This window comes from Neolewinella persica DSM 23188, assembly GCF_000373105.1.
In the GTDB taxonomy this organism is placed as follows: domain Bacteria; phylum Bacteroidota; class Bacteroidia; order Chitinophagales; family Saprospiraceae; genus Neolewinella; species Neolewinella persica.
Window position 1 is genome coordinate 173,841 of sequence record NZ_KB890436.1, and the last position, 16,411, is coordinate 190,251.

The window sequence follows — 16,411 nt, forward strand, 5'->3', positions numbered from 1 at the left end:
TGATGTTGTTATCAACATGATTAACGTCCTCCGCACCGGCCAGATCCTTTATGTCAGAAACTATGAGGCCTGCCTCGATTTTTATGGCAAAAAGCTTCAACTACCCATTCACTTTGCCAACGAGGCGTTGACCTGCTACGACTTTTACGGGACTTATCTGATGGTAGAGCGAGAGGACCGAAAGGAGTACCTGGAATTGCCTTCCGACCAGCTGAAAACCTTTACCTGCCTGCGGCTTAACGTGGCGGATGTGAAAGCGGCTGCTGCGGCTACCGCCGCCCGGGACATCAACGTCGATTACCAGGAACACAGCTGGGGAACTGTCGCCAAATTCAAAGACCCGGACGGAAATATTATTGCCTTTAAAGACGAGGCGGGGTTCCTAAAGCAGATGGAGGAGTATTGCCTTTAAACACATCCTTAGCACCTGCGGCCGCGCCATCCTAAAACCACCCGCATCGATATCGACCACCTCATTGCTACCTTCTAAACCAGGGCCTTGACCGACTCAACCATTGGCCATATCTTTACTGAAGTCGCTAAAATTGATCTCAAAACGCACCTCTTTGTCATTGGTGAATACGTGGGGGACAAGCCTTTTACCTTGTCAACATATATAGTCACCGTACTGATATACACCCTAACGAATTCACCATGAAGCAGCCTGCAAAATCACCTTTATTCGCTACTGTACGAAAAGCCCTTGCGCTGGCTCTGCGGGCCGAAAAAGAAGGCCTGGACACCGCCGAAGGTTTTTGGAAAATACCGGTAAACTTACGTTGGGAGGTTTCCTTTTGCCGCATCTGTTATCTGACCAGCTTGCGGGCCAACGGATGTCCGGCAAATCAGCTCCCAATATCGTCATCGTTGGTGCCGGTATCGCCGGACTTACTCACCGCACTTAAAAATTCTTTCCGTAGCTATGGCTATGCAAAGAATTTTTCAAGTACAGTGAGAACAAAAGCGCCAGCTCAAGAATGACACTTTATTTAATTCGCGTCCCTAAGTTAGTCGTTGAGCCGCCCCCGTTCCTCCGAAGCCGCACTTTTACGTCCTTCATTATTCTTCATAAACCGGTTGCCAAATTTATAGGTCAGCTTCACGGAAACCACGGGCGCTTCCCAGATGGAACGAAGATCCAGATTTTGCTCCTGGTAACGAATGGTACCGGTAAAGAATTTCTGAACGATGCCGTCTCCGGAGAGAATGAAATTCAAACGATCGTCGAAGAAATCTTTCTCCACTCCGGCAGACACACCGTACAGCGGGTCGGTACGGATAATTCCGTCAATACCGTTGCCCTGGTACCAGCCGGAGACCTCGCCCTTCCACTCACCTGGTAACTTGGCGTTGACCTGGAAAAAACCCGTGAAGCTCCACTGGTCCTGATCCAGCTGACCACCGAGGTAATCAGAAGTGTAATCATTGTAGTAGAGCATTCCGCCGATGTAGCCGGAGATCGGTTTGGCGATAAAGTCTAAAGGGAGAAAGAGGCTGCCGCCATAACGGATGTAACGGTCAAGATTGACCGTGTTCTGAAAGGCTACACCCGTTTCTGAGTCCTGTTCCGTTACATCTGCAATCACGTCGCTGGTATAATCATAACTCAGGTTAAAGAACGGCTGCTTTTCGTAGGTAAGGCTGAATTGGCCGCTGTGGATCAATTCAGGACGGAGAAAAGGGTTACCCTTTTCGAAGGTTAACGGATCAAGGTAACTTACGAAAGGATTCAGGTCATAGTAACTTGGCCGCTCGATGCGGTAGCTGTAGGCGACAGAAACTCCGATGGGCCCGAAAGCCGGCGCATTAAAACTTAAGGAAGGGAATAATTGGTTGAAATTTCGATTGTTGGTGCTGTCAAGCGTGACGTTATAGCCTTCCATCTTAGTGTCTTCAAAGCGAAGACCGAAGTTCGCGCTCAGGTCTCCCTTTTCCCACCCAATGCTGGTGTAGGCAGCTTTGATGTTCTCGTCGTAGAGGAACTTGTTACTAAGGTTTTGGTCAACGACCATTTCCCCATTCTGGCTGAAGCGGGCAAGCAATTCATTGTCAAGCGCCGCCGTACTGGCTTTAGCGCCTGCTTTAAAAATCAGGGTATTACTGAGCGGCTTTTTGTAATCTACCTGGGCAGAAACGATGTCGGCCGACGATGGCTCCAGGTTGACCCGGTCTGGGAAATCGGAACCGACCGTTTTTAGCGCGACGCGCCCGTCCCGGGTAAACCGGTTATAACTGCCATCGAAATTAATTTCCTGGCCACTGGTGTCGAGTTTGATGCGGTAAAAGGCGTCAAGATTCAGGCTTGTCCAGGGGCGATTTCGCTCGGCAGAGGTGACAAACGACTCCAGTAATTCATCCGTTTCAGGACTACGGATTTCGGTCATGTTGTTGGCCGACCGGGGGCTTTGCCCCCAGTTGTAGCGGGCGTTGAGGCCAATACGCTGCTGGTCCGTAACGTCGTAGTCCACACCACCACGGAGGCTGTAAGAATTAGGGACGCCGAAGTCGCGGTTCGTTTGTACATAGTTGCGGTCGTCGAAGCGTCGGACGAGGTCAAGGCCTTCTACCCAGCTGTTTTGGTTCCAGGATGCCCCACCGGTAAGGTTAAGGTCGCCGGCCCGATGGCTCAGCTGGCCTCCGGCCCGGTATTTGGGGCGTTCACCGTAGCCCCCGCCTACGTAAACAGAACCGTTGGTGCCCAGTAGGCTGTTCTTTTTCAGTACGAGGTTGATTACGCCACCGGAGCCTTCGGCATCGTACTGCGCGCCGGGTTGGCTGATGACTTCGATGGATTTGATGTTGTCCGCCGGCATGTCCCTGAGCAGGCTCTGGATGTCCATATACTTGGTGGGGCGTCCATCAATCAGGATGGTGATTCCAGATTTTCCGGCCATCTGGATCCGGTTTCCGGCAACCACAATCCCCGGCACCTTACGCAGCATATCGATGACGGTACCACCTTGTCCGGTGATGCTTTGGTCTACGTTAACGACGAGCATACCCGCTTTCTGCTCGAGAAATGGTTTGCGGGCTACCACTTCCACGGTTTCCAGGTTGGTAGCTGAGCCGCTGATTTGATAGACCGGCAGGACGAGGTCCTGGCCTGCAACCAGGGTGAAGCGCGGGTGATCCGCCTGGCCGTAACCGATGCCAGTCGTACGGATGAAGTAGTCCGCCGCCGGGACGCCATTAAATCCGAAACGTCCGGTTTCGTCAGCAAGCTCAAGTTTTACCACCGCGCTGTCTGCGGCAGTCAAAAGCAAAATATTGGTAAATTCGGCAGGGGCATCATCGTTCAAGACCCTTCCCGTGATGCTGCCGTTTTCTAATGCTTTATTTTCCTGGGCGCGGACGCTGGTGCAGGCAAAGGTTAAGAGCAAAGTAAGACAAGCGCAGTAGAAAGTTTTCATATTAGTGGGTGTTGGTTGGCTTGGGCAGTGGTGCCCCTGAGCCGGAACATTTAGCATTATGGCAAGAAAATTTCGTCAGCCGCTGAACAACGGAAATTAGCCTTGCCGATGGTAGCCTGGTTTATACCCCAACCCTAAAGGTTCTGGATACAGTTGACTTGAGAGCCGCAGTGTTTGCAGGCGCTCAGCGCCATGGGGTTTCCCAAACCACTTCGTGATGAGTGTATCAAAGGGACGATGGCGCGGAAGCTGGGTTGCATTACGGATGTATTGCAGTACTGACCACACGTTTGTGGCTCGTTGGTTGTTACACCGCTGATGCCCAAAGTTTCAAATAACGGGGTTTTTTATGCCCTCAAAACTGTATTTGCACCTGCGGCCGCGCCATCGTCCTTCTATTTGTTTAATCTTTACCAATTATCTCCAATCGCTTTTGTGCCTTTTCGCCAACCGGCCCCTGGGGGTCTAACTGAAGGGCACGCTGAGACAATTTTATGGCTTTAGCCTCATCCCCTGCCCGTAATGAAGCTGCCGCGAGATTGTCGTAACTCATGGCTGATTCCGGAAAAAGCTGGACACAGAATTGAAAGATGAATAAGGCGGGCTGTAGTTGGTTCTGGCCGAGCAATAGTTGTCCGGCGTTATTCAGTTGGCCTTCAAAATCAAAGAACCGGTAAGCGGGATCTGCTACTAATCTCGCGGCTTCGCTTTGTACTTGCTCCATTTTACCAGCCTGGAATAACTCCGTCAGGTGATCCATAGGGTCAAGAATGAAATCCCCCGCACTGAACTGCAAAGCCTTGTCTAAAACGGGGTCCTGATTGTTGCGATATTCCGCAAAACTCATGTCGACGGCTAAGTGCGGGGCCGTCCATTTTGCGTTTTGCCACTGCGGTTTGTCCTGCCACCAGGCCCAGGATAAACGTGCTTCCAGCTGGCTGTTGGGGAGCGTTACGGGACGATTGTCTCCGTAAAAATTGATGTTCTCCGAGGACGGCTCCCCAACAAAAATCGCGTTGGTGTAATTATCGAGCTCATTGATCAGATTTTGGGCGGCGGAGAATGTTCTACGACCAGTAATGACAAATAATTTGCCCACCTGATTAATTTTTTCTGTCTCGATTATGCCCGTAACCACGGCCTTGTTATTAAAATTATTGCCCCCACCGTTAAGTCGGACATCAAGCACCAAACGATCTACTTCGTTTTCTTCGATAAAATCAAAAACCCGCTGGTAAAAAACATCAATGGCCTCAGATGGATCGGGTACCACCTGACTGTAGCGCACGTAAACCGCCTTATTCTCGGGTAAGTACTTGAAGTAATAATGCTTGTCCAGTTCTTGCAGGTAATGGGGAGTTGCCTCCTGTTGCCGGCTGGAAAGCCAATCACCCTGCTGCCGTAGGAATCCATAGTGATTGGGAACGGATAGATTACTGCTGGCCAGGAAGGTTTTCGTGAAGATTTTTCCATCTTTCTCTAGCGTAAAAACGATGTCCTTTTTAAAGGCCTTCGTTATGCCCTGAGCGTGGAGTACTTCAGGGAAGTTGAGGTAACCTAAACCATGGCCTTTAGCATATTGCTCGTTTTCCGCTGGTACAACTGGCTTTATGGCACTTAATACGTCTTCTATTGGTACACTTTCTACCGCTATCACTTTTGCCCCCAGTGCATCCTGATAATCTTTATGAACGCCTTCGATGTAGACACCATCGTTGAAGTAATAAAGGTTCAGCGGTAACCGATGGAAGTTGGCAATTGATCCACCCAGCCGCAGGGAGGTATGCCCGTATTCGAAGGAGGAGACCAACCTGGCCATCCCAACGACGATTTCGTGACGCTCCAGATTGGGAATAGCGGCGTAGAGCTTTTCCACTTCGCGGTCAAAGGCTTCCGGAGTCGTTTTCTTGAAAAGGAAGGGATAGTCTTTGTGCACGGTGTTTTGCAGAAAGCGTAAGTCTTCCCGCCAATTGTCTGTTGTTAGATCTATTTGGGCCAGAAGCGATCCGTTGACTAGTAGCATGGCCAATAAGGCAAAACCGGATAGATTGATGGTAATAAGTTTATACATCAGTATTCTCTTTTAATGTGAGTCAGTATAGCTGTTACTCCTAAAGACCTGATTTATCACCTCAGGCTGCATCAACGGGGAGTTATTTGCAACAAAAGTCGTACGCCAGCCCGCTTGGCGAAAGGTCTTTCCGGTGAAGTGGGGTAGAAGGACGATGAAGTAGAAGTTAAGAGCCAGGGAGCTAGGGGCTAGTCTAGCCGGCTATCGCCTAAATGCTGATTCAGGTTCCTAACTCCTGAATTCTAGCTCCTGCCCCCCATCATCCCATAAACCTGTGCCTGTTCATTAAGGGTAAGCAGGGGCTCGTCTCCTTCTTTCTCATAAGGTTTGGCCAGTAACCGACAGCCGATCGCGCAGCTCGTACATCGCCGTGGTTCGCAATAGTCTATCTTCAGTTCGAGTAAGGCCTGACTCTCGGCCGCATTCGCCGCCTTCATGCCTAGCGCCGCCCATTTTTCGAGCACGACATTTCTTTCCGCTGGTAACTCCCGAAGCAAGGAAAAGGCCCGCTCCCGAAAGCGTACATCGCTCCGTTGATCCCCGTAGGCAATCAGTGCCGGAGCAATGGTATTGATCAGGATCGAGCGTATTGTCGCTGCACCAAGGCGACGCTCTCCGGCTTTGCCTCGTTTCCCAAACCGGTAATGCTCGCGCCAGTAGTTGCTGAGTTTGACCACGAACATGTTCTGGAGCTCGCGTGCATCTGCAGCCGCCAACGATTTACCAAACAGTTGCCCCGTCCGGTGCAGCATAGCTGCAAGCTGGGCGATGCGGACGGTCGGAAAATTATTCGGGCGCAAACGCAGGTAGCGCCAGGCGGTGGCCGGTATTGGCCGTAAATTATGTTTCAAACGTAGCAAGGCATACTCCCGACGCAAAAGACTGAGGTAGTCGTCTTCCTCTTGCTTTACCTTAGGCAACAGACCGGATTGACCAAAAAGCAATGCCTCTAATTGGAGTAAGCTGTGCTTGTGCTTCAACAATACCCGTAGTGGCAGGCTGCGCGCAAGTATATCCATAGCGTCTGCGTTGACTCTGCCGCCCAGGGCACGGGCCAGCGACTGGTAATAGGCCTCCTCCCAGTCCCGATGATTGTTTGTCATCCGTTCACTGAATCGTTTGGCCCGCTTTTGCATCCTTTGCTGTATCAATTGATCCAGCCACTCCCGGCGGGAGGATTCGTCAACCTGATGTAACTGATGTTGGCAGGAAATCCAGTATTCATTGTTTTGCATTCGCCAATAGTTGCTCAACAATCCGCTGGGAACACGAGAGCGGAGCTCAAGGCAAGGAATACGTTCACCATTGGCCCGGAATACCGGTCGGTCTTCCTCATATACTACGTGCAGGATCACGTTGTCATAAGCCCGGTCGTTTTCATGTTTATGGACGTACCAATCACTGGATTTAACGTGCAGCTCAATGTTGCCAGCCCATTGCTGTCCATTCAGGCGAAGCTGCCCGTGAAGAAAGTCAGGACCGGCATCTTTATTATGTCGGCCAAAATCCTGGATGGAAATGGTGGCTCCAGTGGTCGTTTTGAGGTTCCGGAGATCGAAGCGGGCTTGCCGCCAGAGAAAGTGTAGAAAGTCTTCGCGCATGCGCCTGAGCGTTTGCGGTGTTGGAAGACAGAATGTTTTTTGCTGTGGTAAATATAAGGCTTCACGCCTAAATGTTTGGATTTTAGGTAAAAACAATTTTTAATTTAGCCTTGGTTAGTAGCCTAAACTCAATTTCTCCGACCAGCCTAATCTTAATAGTCTAATCAGGTGGTAAAACCCACCAGCAGCTAAGTCAGCAAACTTAAATTACCGTGTACCAGCCAATATTAATTCACCAATTTTTTATTCAGCCCGTTTCACCAATACCCCATAATCACCTGCTCCCGGCGCTAATAAAGTCACTTTTGCACCTCCCGCAATGTTTTCTCCCTGGCTGGTTTCACCGGTTTCTCCCTTAACCCACAATACACTCATATTGCCGGTGGCACCGCTGAGGTCTAGAGTAGTTTCGCCACCAAAGGGCAGGTAGGCCAGGTAAACGAATCCGGGGTCCGCCAGGCAGAAGTGTCCGTCCGTCACCAGTTCATCGTGGCTTTCCATTTCTGCAAACGGAACATGTTGCTGGAAGAACCGGATGGCAGCATTTGTCCATTTCCAGGCGCGGTCCCGGCTACGCCAGTCTTCCATTCCCAGATCATTATGGGCGTTTCGGGCACCGAAATACCACTCAACGCCGGCACCGCCGGCCATTAGGTTACCCCACAGGGTAAGTGCCCGGACGGAGTCCTGGTTGTTATAGGGCGTCCGCTCATCGGGGTCCAGGCCCCGGAACCAGGGGCCGATCTCGTCGACGTTGGCAATCCAGGCAGCTCCGGCTTTGGAGGATTTCTCCAGCCAGAATTTCGTTTGCCCATGGGAGAATTCCGGGCGGTCGATTTGCAGGGATAATCCGCCAATATTAGCATCGCCCAGTAATGGCGCAAGGATTTCCTCCCGTTCTTTTTCGTTAGGGTGCGTATGCAGAGAGATGTAATTTTGGTAAGGGTCATACTGAGCCAGCCATGCCGCCATCGCCGCCGTTTGTTCGTTTGTTTGAAAGCCCGTTTTTTCTGACCATTTGTTCCGGCCATTTTCTTCACCAAGGTTCCAGGTTACGGCGCGGTGGTGGCCGAAACGGGCCACCAACTCCCGAAGGAAGAGGGACCGTTCGGGGCCGGTATCACCACCGTCGAGTAAGGTTTCATTTTCTGTTTCCTGTAGTACGATGTGCAGCATCATTCCCAGGTTATCGTCCATATGGTCGAAGAGGATCTCCCACTGATCGAGCTTACTGCAATCGAAACGGAGGTGGTCTTCGTGGTTGGCGTAGGGGAATACGTCTTTGCCGTCGCCGTTGATGTTCATGACCAGAAAGTATACGCTGTTGACGCCTTCACCGGCCAGGTAGTTGACGGCTCCGATGATGCCTTTTCCTTTACCGTCATTCCAGGTAGGGTCACCGGTTTTCCAGTCTCCTTCGTGGGCGGTGTAGTGGTGCAGGCCCTCGGTTTTACTCTCCCCGTCACGAAAGTTATTACTGTGGCGGTAGGTACCGTCGAAATCTTTATAGGCCAGGAAATTTTCCGGGCTGTCGGCACCGCCTTTCAGGAAGTATTCCCTGCTTTCGGCCCACTGCAAGTAGCGGGGGTGGTTGCGGATCAGGCGGCCTTTTTCTCCGGCAACCGGAGGCAGGACCCAAATGGAGCCCGATTGACCGTCTACCTGAATTCGTTCACCGCCGGATGAGTTGCTATTGTTGGCTACGTCTTTTCCTTTGCGCATAACGGCTTCCCAGGTCCAGAGGCCTTCGCTGTTGGGGCGGAAATTGACGCGCCATACGTTGCCGGCAGCAGCACCTGTTTCGTCTGCGTTGCCATCGGCGGCGAAGTACCCGGGGACGGTGAACACGCTGTCGTTATGGGTGAAGTTGACGTCAAGTCGGTAATCGGTGAATGGGTTTTGTGCAGCGTCTTCGCTGGTCTCCGGACCGGCAAAGTCGAGGGAAAGCTTTTGCCACTTGGCGATGGAAATGTCGGCAGTAGCCTCCGTATCGGGCTTTGAGCACCCAGCTAAAACCAGTACTGTAAGGCACAAGATTGGAAATAAGCGAAGCATAGTTTTGGGTTGTTGGAGGCGTAAGCTAGTAGTTTTGGGCGGGGTCGCAGGTGCAAGGAGAGGTTTTAGAAACAGGCTGGGGCACTGTTCTGTAGCATTTATGCTGAAATTACCGAGTGGTCCGTCCTTCTACTTTGCGCTTTAATCCCTTTCCCCGGCACCTGCGGCCCCGCCTAAAAGTGAATGGCAAAATAATGGAGGGAGCGAATGGACATGGACTGCGCTGGACTTATCCGTAATGGGGAGCAAGCGCCGTACTACTAGTGGTGAGCAAGCGCAGTACTGGAATGGGGTCTGCGGCAGCTATTCTCTTATTCAAAAATTCAATCATTTACCATTTTACGCCCCCTAAAACCGCTCAATTTAGCCGTCTATAAACGTCTATAAACGCATATAAACGTAAGTATTCGTATAAAAAACGACTCTCAGGTCCGGACTTCCCGTGGTTTGTCACCGTCAACCATAAATCATTCACCAATATACTCCTTGACACATGACTACCGATTCCGTTCTTGAAATTCTTGATGCGCTGCGCTGCAGCGTTGACCCCCGCACCGGTGAGGCCTTTCGCAAGGCCGACAGCTGCCTGGGCGACCCAACCGTACGCCGGGCCCTTCATGGCCTCATCAATACCCTGGCGGCCCCTCCATTGCCCAAGGACGTGGATATTCCCGATGCCGTAATAACTAAGGCCTGTGCTGGCCTGAGAGAATTAGGCTACGAGCCCTGCGTAGTTCAGCTCGTTAAGGTTTTCATCGGCAGCCGATCCATCGCAGACCGTTCACTCAAAGGTCTTCGGGCCTACAATAAGTACCGGGGGAAGTACACCCGTCCGGTCATTCATGCTCACCTGATCGATTTTCATCGCCGTTTTCCCAAGCTCCTGTCCGAACATCCCGCCCCCCGGCAGGCAACCGTGCATGAACCCTGGCGTGAGATCGACTTTTTTCAAACCGAATCATTCGATAAGCTCGAGGAACCTAAATTCGATGAACTCAAAGCCGCCGTTCTCGCCCTCGGCCTGCGGAAGCAGGATGATCGACTACCTGCTTACATGGTTGCCGCCCGGGCCAATTACCCCCGGGCCTATGAGCCCTGGGTCCGCGATGAGCAGGCACTACTCATTGAGGCCATGTGTTATACCAATGATCTGGCTCGTTTAGCCCCGCTGTTCGGCCGTACCGTCAAGTCTATTGAAGGAATGGGGCAACGCCTGATCTTTGAAAGCAAGAACCAGCAACATAAACCAGCATGAAACAGCCCACTCGCCCTAAGAGATGTACCGTCATTAAAGGCTAAAATCCATCAGTACCTGAGTCGATGAACTTATGTTACACTGTACTCGTACTGGAACTCGTAAGAATAAGGTACGCAGCCTCCGACCACCCGACAACTCGATAACCTGATAACCCGATAACCCGACCACCCGTTTCAGTAACCCCAAAGACAAATCTTCGTTCCTCCCGGCAGTACTACAAATTTTATTCCCTCCTTTGTGCACCTTACACAACGAGTTGCGTTTGGAGGATAACCTGTCGGGTACTCCATCTTAATATCTTCGTCAGTTGCTATTTTTTTGTATTTGTGACCAAAAAGTCTTAATTTCGCGGTCGCTAAACAATAAGCCGTTCTTAACTTCGGTTAAAGTGGCGTTAATGCGGTTTCGGCCGCGAGAACACAACCAATTTTTTTCAAAAGCGGGAAACAACAAGCACTAGCTTTCTTTCATCATCTTCCCCAAATCACACGTTCCGTACAATGGCCTTTACTAAATCGCCCACTTTCAAGTACATCAAGAACTTCATCATCGGCGTAGGTGCCGCGATCGTAATGCTTGGTGCCCTCTACAAACTCCAGTCTTGGGAAATGCCCACCATCGCCGGTATCAAGTTTGACCTGATCACCATTGGTCTTGGCGTTGAAGCATTGCTCTTTGCCCTTATTGGTATCCTCGGCCCTGACCCTGATTACTACTGGGACAAACTTTACCCCGGTCTGAGTAGCTACGACGCAGACGTACAGCCCCTTTCTTCTGGCGGCGGTATGGCTCCGGCTCAACTCAACGGCGAAGTTGTCGAGCAGCAGCTCGGTGGCATGCTTACTGAGCTTCAGACCATGTCTAAGAGCATGAGTAGCCTCAAGGCCCTGCAGGACGCTGACTTCAGCGGTACCGGTGAGCAGATTCGCCAAATGGGTAACTTCTACGCTAAACTGAACGAGGCAATGGCTGATCTGGCCGCTACCTCCGAGGAAACCAAGGCTTACAAGCAAAACATGCAGAGCCTCAATGGTAACCTTACCACCCTCAACTCTGTTTACGGCAACATGATCAGCGCTATGCGCGGTCCTAACGCCTAAGCGAAGTTCTCCCAATCAATCTTTAATAGTCTGATGATCGCGACGGTAGCCGGCAGCCAATTGGCCACGACTACCGCCGTGCTCGTTTCAAAAATATATCAATGTCAATTCCAAAGGAACCCCGGCAGTTGATGATCAACATCATGTACCTCGTACTGATGGCCCTGTTGGCCCTCAACGTTTCTGCCGAGGTGATGAACGCCTTCCAAACCCTGGATGAGGGTAACCAAAACTCTATCGCGACGGTTAACGATCAGGTAGATGCTGCAGTAGCAAGTGTAAATTCATTGCTTGAGGACGATTCGAAAGCAAAATTTAAGCCAATTGTTCCTGCAATTGCTGAAGTTCGTGCTGCATCTGCAGAATTTAGTACTTACGTTGATCAACTGCGTGATCAACTCGTTGATATGGCCGGTAATAATAATGGTGAGCTTGACGAAGGAGATTACAAAGAAGATCACGGCATGCGGACCGTTCGCGGCAAGAAGAATAAAGACGTGACAACACGCCTTCTAGTTCTTGGTGAAGACGGTGCAGGCGGTGAGCCAGGTGTTGGCGAAGAGCTTAAAGCTAAGATCGTGGAAACTCGTCAGAAACTGATTGATGCTTACACCAATCTTCTTAACGATCATGGCCGGACAATGGACCTCAGTGCGGAAGAAATTCCAAAACGGATCCAGAGTGTAGCACAGGATATGCCATTCAGTATTGACGACGAAGCTTGGCAAAATGCTGATCGTGATAGCTGGTCTGACTTTAAATTCGGCCATATGCCGGTAGCTGCCGTTTTACCACTGATGTCGCAAATGAAATCGGATCTTAAGGTTTCTGAAGCGAACATGGTAAACGACATGGTAAAAATTGCTGGTGGTAAAACCGTCGAATTTGACCAGTTCTTCCCAGTATTCTCTGCTGATCGTAGCTACGTAATCGGTGGGGAGAAAATCACCGCCAAGGTTTCCGTTGGTTCTTATTCTTCGAGCCTCGACCCCTCTAACGTCGACCTTCGGGTTAACGGCCAGCGTCTTACCGTTAAGGCTGATGGTACTGCAGACTTTTCCATTACCGGTTCAGGTACAGGACAAAAATCACTTACTACCTCTGTTGCTGTAACTAACCCCCTCACTGGTGAGGTTAAGGAAGGTAAGGGAACTTTCACCTACGAAGTAGGCCAGCGTTCCGTTTCCGTTTCTGCCGATAAGATGAACGTGTTCTATATCGGTGTAGATAACCCGATCACCGTAGCTGCTGCTGGTGTTGCTTCTGGAGATGTCCGCGTTAGTATTACGGGTTCAGCCAGGAAGAAATCAGGTAATAATACCAACCTGATCGTAGAAGGAACAAGCCAGGGCGACGCTAAAGTGGTCGTTACGGCTAATGGCCAGAACCTCGGTTCCTTCGACTTCCGCGTGAAGCGTATCCCCGATCCGGTTCCGATGGTCGGTACCTCCGATGGTGGTACGATCAGAAGTAATGAATTTAAGGCCCAGGCTGGCTTGTATGCACTGCTTAAGAATTTTGATTTCGAAGCAAAGTGTAATATCGTAGGCTACGAACTGGTCTACGTGCCACAGCGTGCAGATGCGGTAAGAAGTGTCAATGGTGGTGGGAACTTCACTACTCAGTCGAGGGCACTTGTTTCTCGTGCCAAGCCAGGTGATTCTTACTTTATGCAGAACATTAAGGCCAAATGCCCAGGAGACGATGTTTCCCGTCCAATCGGTTCCATGGTCTTCTCCATCAACTAAAAACCGTTAAGTCTCACGGCTTACTTGGATAAGCCGGTAGTTTATCGGATTTTTGCGAGCCTCCGGGGAAATGCCCCGGAGGCTTGTTTTTTTTCAAGGCTGTTACACTATGCGCTCCATCACCGGCGTTCATTGAAAGTAATAAGTCATATCCCTTTATAATAATTTCCTCCCATGAAGGCAGCTTTCCAACTGGCCCTCCTCCTTCTCCTCGGTACTTCTACAGCTCTGGTCGCTCAGCGGCCCGGCAATCCCCAGGGAAGTTCCGGCAGCATTTCGTTGCCCGGCACCGGTCAGGCTGATCCCAGCCAAGACCCTTTCGTTACTCCCGTTAACGACATCGTGGAAAAGCGCACGAAGACCGAGCGTCGTATCCTCCCCTACGAGCACGTTCGTGAAGCCGATATCCTATGGCAGAAGCGTATTTGGCGCGTACTGGACGTTCGTGAAAAAATTAACCAGCCATTTGCCAATCCTGAGCGCCCACTCATTACCATTCTGATGGAGGCGGCCAATGAAGGCAAAATTCAGGTCTATGGTACACTGGACGATAAGTTCACCACGCCAATGGACGAAGAGCAACTCGGTAGCATCGCCGGTGCCATCGATACCGTACCAGTAGTTAACCCCGATACTTACGAGGTAACTTACTCCCTCGTTCCCCGCGAACTGAACCCCAATGATGTTCTCCGCTACCGGATCCAGGAAATCTGGTACTTCGACCGCGAGAGTAGCACAATGAAAGTGCGCATCCTCGGCATCGCTCCGTTAAAGGATGAGACTGACGAAAACGGCAACTTCCTCTTCGAGGAACCACTGTTCTGGGTGTACTACCCAGGTGCCCGTCAGGTACTGGCCAACGAAAATGCTTTTGCCAGCGCCAACGATGCGGCCAACCGCAGCTGGGAGGATATTTTCGAAAGCCGGTTTTTCAACAGCTACATCATGAAGCAGAGCAACGTTAATGACCTGCGGATTGAGGATTACAAGACCGACGGTCGTGAACGCCTCATGGAAGCCAGCCGGATCAAGAACGAAATTTTCAATTTCGAGCACGACCTTTGGAGCTACTAATTAGTCTGGTAGTTTAATAGTCTAGTAGTTCTGTAGTCGGGCCTCAGGCCGATTCTTTACGCAAGACTCAACAGAATAAGACTGCGTCGTTGGCCAAGTGGTCAGCGACGCTGTTTTTTTTGGCGGGAGAAGTGACCTGACGTTTATGGAGCCGGCCGTCCGACAAATTCTTTTGGCCTGGCGCAGCCGGAGGAAAGTTTGTCTGATTGCTAGTGTTCTGTTAAATCTGATTTTGGGAGAACAGTTCAGCGCCTTTCAGCCCGTCTCACTTACTGGTGCGAAGCTGGAGACTTCCGTAAATACATCGTTAATGCAGCTTTCCCATTAGCCTGGTATCCGTAATTAACACCAGTGCTTAGCCATCAGCCGGTTAACCACTTCCTTTGGAGCAGCATGTCGGACGTACTCAACGCCGCCATAGTACACTGCGCCGCTTGTAGTCAGGTTTCAGCACTCAGGTTCCAGCAGGCCTACCCTGATTACTGAACCCTGGTTACTCCGTACTGAATCCTGATTACTGAATACCGAATCCTAAATCCTGATTACTGGAAGCTGATCACTGAAGCTTAGTCACTACCTCTACCGATTCGTGCAGCGTCCGGTGTACGGGGCACCGGTCAGCGATTTCAAGTAATCGGGCCTTTTGCTTTTCGTCGAGGTCTCCGCGGAGAATTAAGGTACGGTCAAAGCGGTCAATTTTGGTGGGTTTGGTTTCCATTTCGACCATGTCGGTAGCGTAGTCTTTGCTGTGATTGATGTGTACTTCGACACTCTCCACGTCCCATTTTTTGCGGCGGGCATACATCTGGATGGTCATGGCAGTACAGGCTCCCAGTCCGGCGCTGACCAGTTCGTAGGGCCCGGGGCCGTAGTCGTTTCCACCAACTTTTTCGGGTTCATCGGCCGTGAGGTGATGGTGACGGACCATTATCTCAGTCGTAAAACCCTCGTTCCCCAGGCGGACGGCGACCTCTTTGTTTGTTCTTATGGGCGCGGACGCAGGTGCAGTGATGTAACGGGATGCCCATCCGGCAATCACCTCTCCGGCGTAATGGGCGTCTGATGCATTTGTAAGCAAGTGGTCGGCACCATCCAGAGAGACAAAACTTTTGGGGTGGTGCGCTGCGCTGTAAAGCTTTGCGGCTTCGTCGATGTTGACAGTTCTATCCTGCGGAGAATGCAGGAATAGCAGGGCCGCATCAAGCTCCTTGATGTGGTCGGCTATCCGTTGGCCCTCGATATCGTCCAGAAATTGTTTAGCGATCTTAAAGGGGCGTCCGCCAATGTTTACGGTAGCGGCACCTTGTTCTTTGATGGTCTCCAGGTCTTCTGCGAAATGGGCCGAAACGTGATCCGCAGCAAATGGAGCCCCGATGGTCGCAACTGCTTTTACCGACGGAATCATGGTGGAAGCACAGAGCACCGCTGCCCCACCCAGACTGTGGCCAACCAGGAGTGCCGGAGATTGGTGGCTCTCGGCCAGCCATTCCGCTGCGGCCACCAGATCTGAGATGTTGGTGGTGAAATTGGTGTCGACAAAGTCCCCTTCACTATTTCCCAGTCCGGTGAAATCAAAACGCAGAACGCCATAGCCCCGCAAGTTTAATTCCCGGCTGATGTTGCGCACAGCAGACAGGGAACTGGAACAGGTAAAGCAGTGAGCAAATAGCGCATAAGCATGTGGATGCTGATTAACGGGTACCTCCAGGCGGGCGGAGAGTTGATGGCCACGTCCGTTAGGGAAGGAGACTTTGGAACTTTTCACAACAAAAGATGGTTTAAATTAAACAAATTGTTTGTTAATTAGCGACTCCGGTACTATTTTTGTTTTAAACTCACGATAAATGCTGTCCCAGGAATCCAAGAAAGCCTCTAAGTTAGGCGAAACGCCACAAGTCCCCGTAACAAAAGAGCCGGAGCATAATCGCCTGCGCGACATCATCGTGGTAATTGTTACCTATCCGCTTACGCCAACTAAAAGAATAGGGAAACTGGCGGAGAAAAAGCCATGGCTGGAGCTTTTATCGCTATTGCTAAAGGTTGCACTGGCTGCTTACGCTTTATATGCGGGGGTGAAAGGTTGAGAGAAATAAA

General features: G+C 51.0%; 12 protein-coding genes. 7 read left to right on the forward strand and 5 right to left on the reverse strand.

All coding sequences use genetic code 11. The features are described 5' to 3' along the window. The first annotated feature begins 16 nt into the window (after positions 1-16). Complete coding sequence (locus B036_RS0115365; RefSeq protein WP_020569623.1) at positions 17-412, forward strand: VOC family protein; 396 nt, start codon at positions 17-19, stop codon at positions 410-412. 242 nt (positions 413-654) lie between these two features. Continuing rightward, positions 655-981 (forward strand): hypothetical protein, encoded by a 327-nt coding sequence (locus tag B036_RS0115370; RefSeq protein WP_026232026.1) that lies wholly within the window; start codon positions 655-657, stop codon positions 979-981. Between the two features lie 26 nt (positions 982-1,007). Here B036_RS0115370 and B036_RS0115375 read toward each other — a convergent pair whose 3' ends face one another. From B036_RS0115375 to B036_RS0115390, 4 genes are all read right to left on the reverse strand, one after another. After that, complete coding sequence (locus B036_RS0115375) at positions 1,008-3,410, reverse strand: outer membrane beta-barrel protein (protein WP_020569624.1); 2,403 nt, start codon at positions 3,408-3,410, stop codon at positions 1,008-1,010. A gap of 403 nt (positions 3,411-3,813) precedes the next feature. Further along, positions 3,814-5,481 (reverse strand): tetratricopeptide repeat protein, encoded by a 1,668-nt coding sequence (locus B036_RS0115380; RefSeq protein ID WP_020569625.1) that lies wholly within the window; start codon positions 5,479-5,481, stop codon positions 3,814-3,816. A 242-nt stretch (positions 5,482-5,723) separates the two neighbouring features. Then, the gene (locus B036_RS0115385; protein ID WP_020569626.1) at positions 5,724-7,082 is read right to left on the reverse strand and encodes a DUF2851 family protein; all 1,359 of its coding nucleotides are present in this window, start codon (positions 7,080-7,082) and stop codon (positions 5,724-5,726) included. 243 nt (positions 7,083-7,325) lie between these two features. Beyond that, positions 7,326-9,137 (reverse strand): DUF5060 domain-containing protein, encoded by a 1,812-nt coding sequence (locus tag B036_RS0115390; protein WP_020569627.1) that lies wholly within the window; start codon positions 9,135-9,137, stop codon positions 7,326-7,328. A 493-nt stretch (positions 9,138-9,630) separates the two neighbouring features. Between B036_RS0115390 and B036_RS0115395 the strand changes: the two genes are divergently transcribed. The 4 genes from B036_RS0115395 to porN all read left to right on the forward strand — a co-directional run bounded on the left by B036_RS0115395 (position 9,631) and on the right by porN (position 14,317). Next, positions 9,631-10,392 carry a hypothetical protein gene (locus tag B036_RS0115395; RefSeq protein WP_020569628.1) on the forward strand — a complete coding sequence of 254 codons (762 nt, stop codon included), beginning with the start codon at positions 9,631-9,633 and terminating at the stop codon, positions 10,390-10,392. Positions 10,393-10,895: 503 nt separating this feature from the next. Next, a complete protein-coding gene (locus tag B036_RS0115400) occupies positions 10,896-11,495 on the forward strand; it encodes a GldL-related protein (RefSeq protein WP_020569629.1) in 600 nt (199 codons plus the stop codon). 101 nt (positions 11,496-11,596) lie between these two features. Continuing rightward, positions 11,597-13,243 carry a type IX secretion system motor protein PorM/GldM gene (gene porM / locus B036_RS0115405; protein ID WP_020569630.1) on the forward strand — a complete coding sequence of 549 codons (1,647 nt, stop codon included), beginning with the start codon at positions 11,597-11,599 and terminating at the stop codon, positions 13,241-13,243. A gap of 174 nt (positions 13,244-13,417) precedes the next feature. After that, positions 13,418-14,317, forward strand: coding sequence for a type IX secretion system ring subunit PorN/GldN (gene porN / locus B036_RS0115410; RefSeq protein ID WP_020569631.1), 900 nt, complete (start codon positions 13,418-13,420; stop codon positions 14,315-14,317). Positions 14,318-14,873: 556 nt separating this feature from the next. Here porN and B036_RS0115415 read toward each other — a convergent pair. After that, on the reverse strand, positions 14,874-16,082 hold the full coding sequence (locus B036_RS0115415; protein ID WP_026232027.1) for a bifunctional alpha/beta hydrolase/OsmC family protein: 1,209 nt from the start codon (positions 16,080-16,082) through the stop codon (positions 14,874-14,876). A gap of 79 nt (positions 16,083-16,161) precedes the next feature. Here B036_RS0115415 and B036_RS0115420 point away from each other — a divergent pair, with 79 nt between their 5' ends. Next, on the forward strand, positions 16,162-16,401 hold the full coding sequence (locus B036_RS0115420; RefSeq protein WP_020569633.1) for a hypothetical protein: 240 nt from the start codon (positions 16,162-16,164) through the stop codon (positions 16,399-16,401). Positions 16,402-16,411 lie beyond the last annotated feature (10 nt).

Excerpts from the sequence above, each read along its gene's own strand:
- B036_RS0115365 (WP_020569623.1), top strand. The coding sequence starts at position 17 with ATGATTAACGTCCTCCGCACCGGCCAGATCCTTTATGTCAGAAACTAT.
- B036_RS0115370 (WP_026232026.1), top strand. The coding sequence starts at position 655 with ATGAAGCAGCCTGCAAAATCACCTTTATTCGCTACTGTACGAAAAGCC.
- B036_RS0115375 (WP_020569624.1), bottom strand. The coding sequence starts at position 3,410 with ATGAAAACTTTCTACTGCGCTTGTCTTACTTTGCTCTTAACCTTTGCC.
- B036_RS0115380 (WP_020569625.1), bottom strand. The coding sequence starts at position 5,481 with ATGTATAAACTTATTACCATCAATCTATCCGGTTTTGCCTTATTGGCC.
- B036_RS0115385 (WP_020569626.1), bottom strand. The coding sequence starts at position 7,082 with ATGCGCGAAGACTTTCTACACTTTCTCTGGCGGCAAGCCCGCTTCGAT.
- B036_RS0115390 (WP_020569627.1), bottom strand. The coding sequence starts at position 9,137 with ATGCTTCGCTTATTTCCAATCTTGTGCCTTACAGTACTGGTTTTAGCT.
- B036_RS0115395 (WP_020569628.1), top strand. The coding sequence starts at position 9,631 with ATGACTACCGATTCCGTTCTTGAAATTCTTGATGCGCTGCGCTGCAGC.
- B036_RS0115400 (WP_020569629.1), top strand. The coding sequence starts at position 10,896 with ATGGCCTTTACTAAATCGCCCACTTTCAAGTACATCAAGAACTTCATC.
- porM (WP_020569630.1), top strand. The coding sequence starts at position 11,597 with ATGTCAATTCCAAAGGAACCCCGGCAGTTGATGATCAACATCATGTAC.
- porN (WP_020569631.1), top strand. The coding sequence starts at position 13,418 with ATGAAGGCAGCTTTCCAACTGGCCCTCCTCCTTCTCCTCGGTACTTCT.
- B036_RS0115420 (WP_020569633.1), top strand. The coding sequence starts at position 16,162 with ATGCTGTCCCAGGAATCCAAGAAAGCCTCTAAGTTAGGCGAAACGCCA.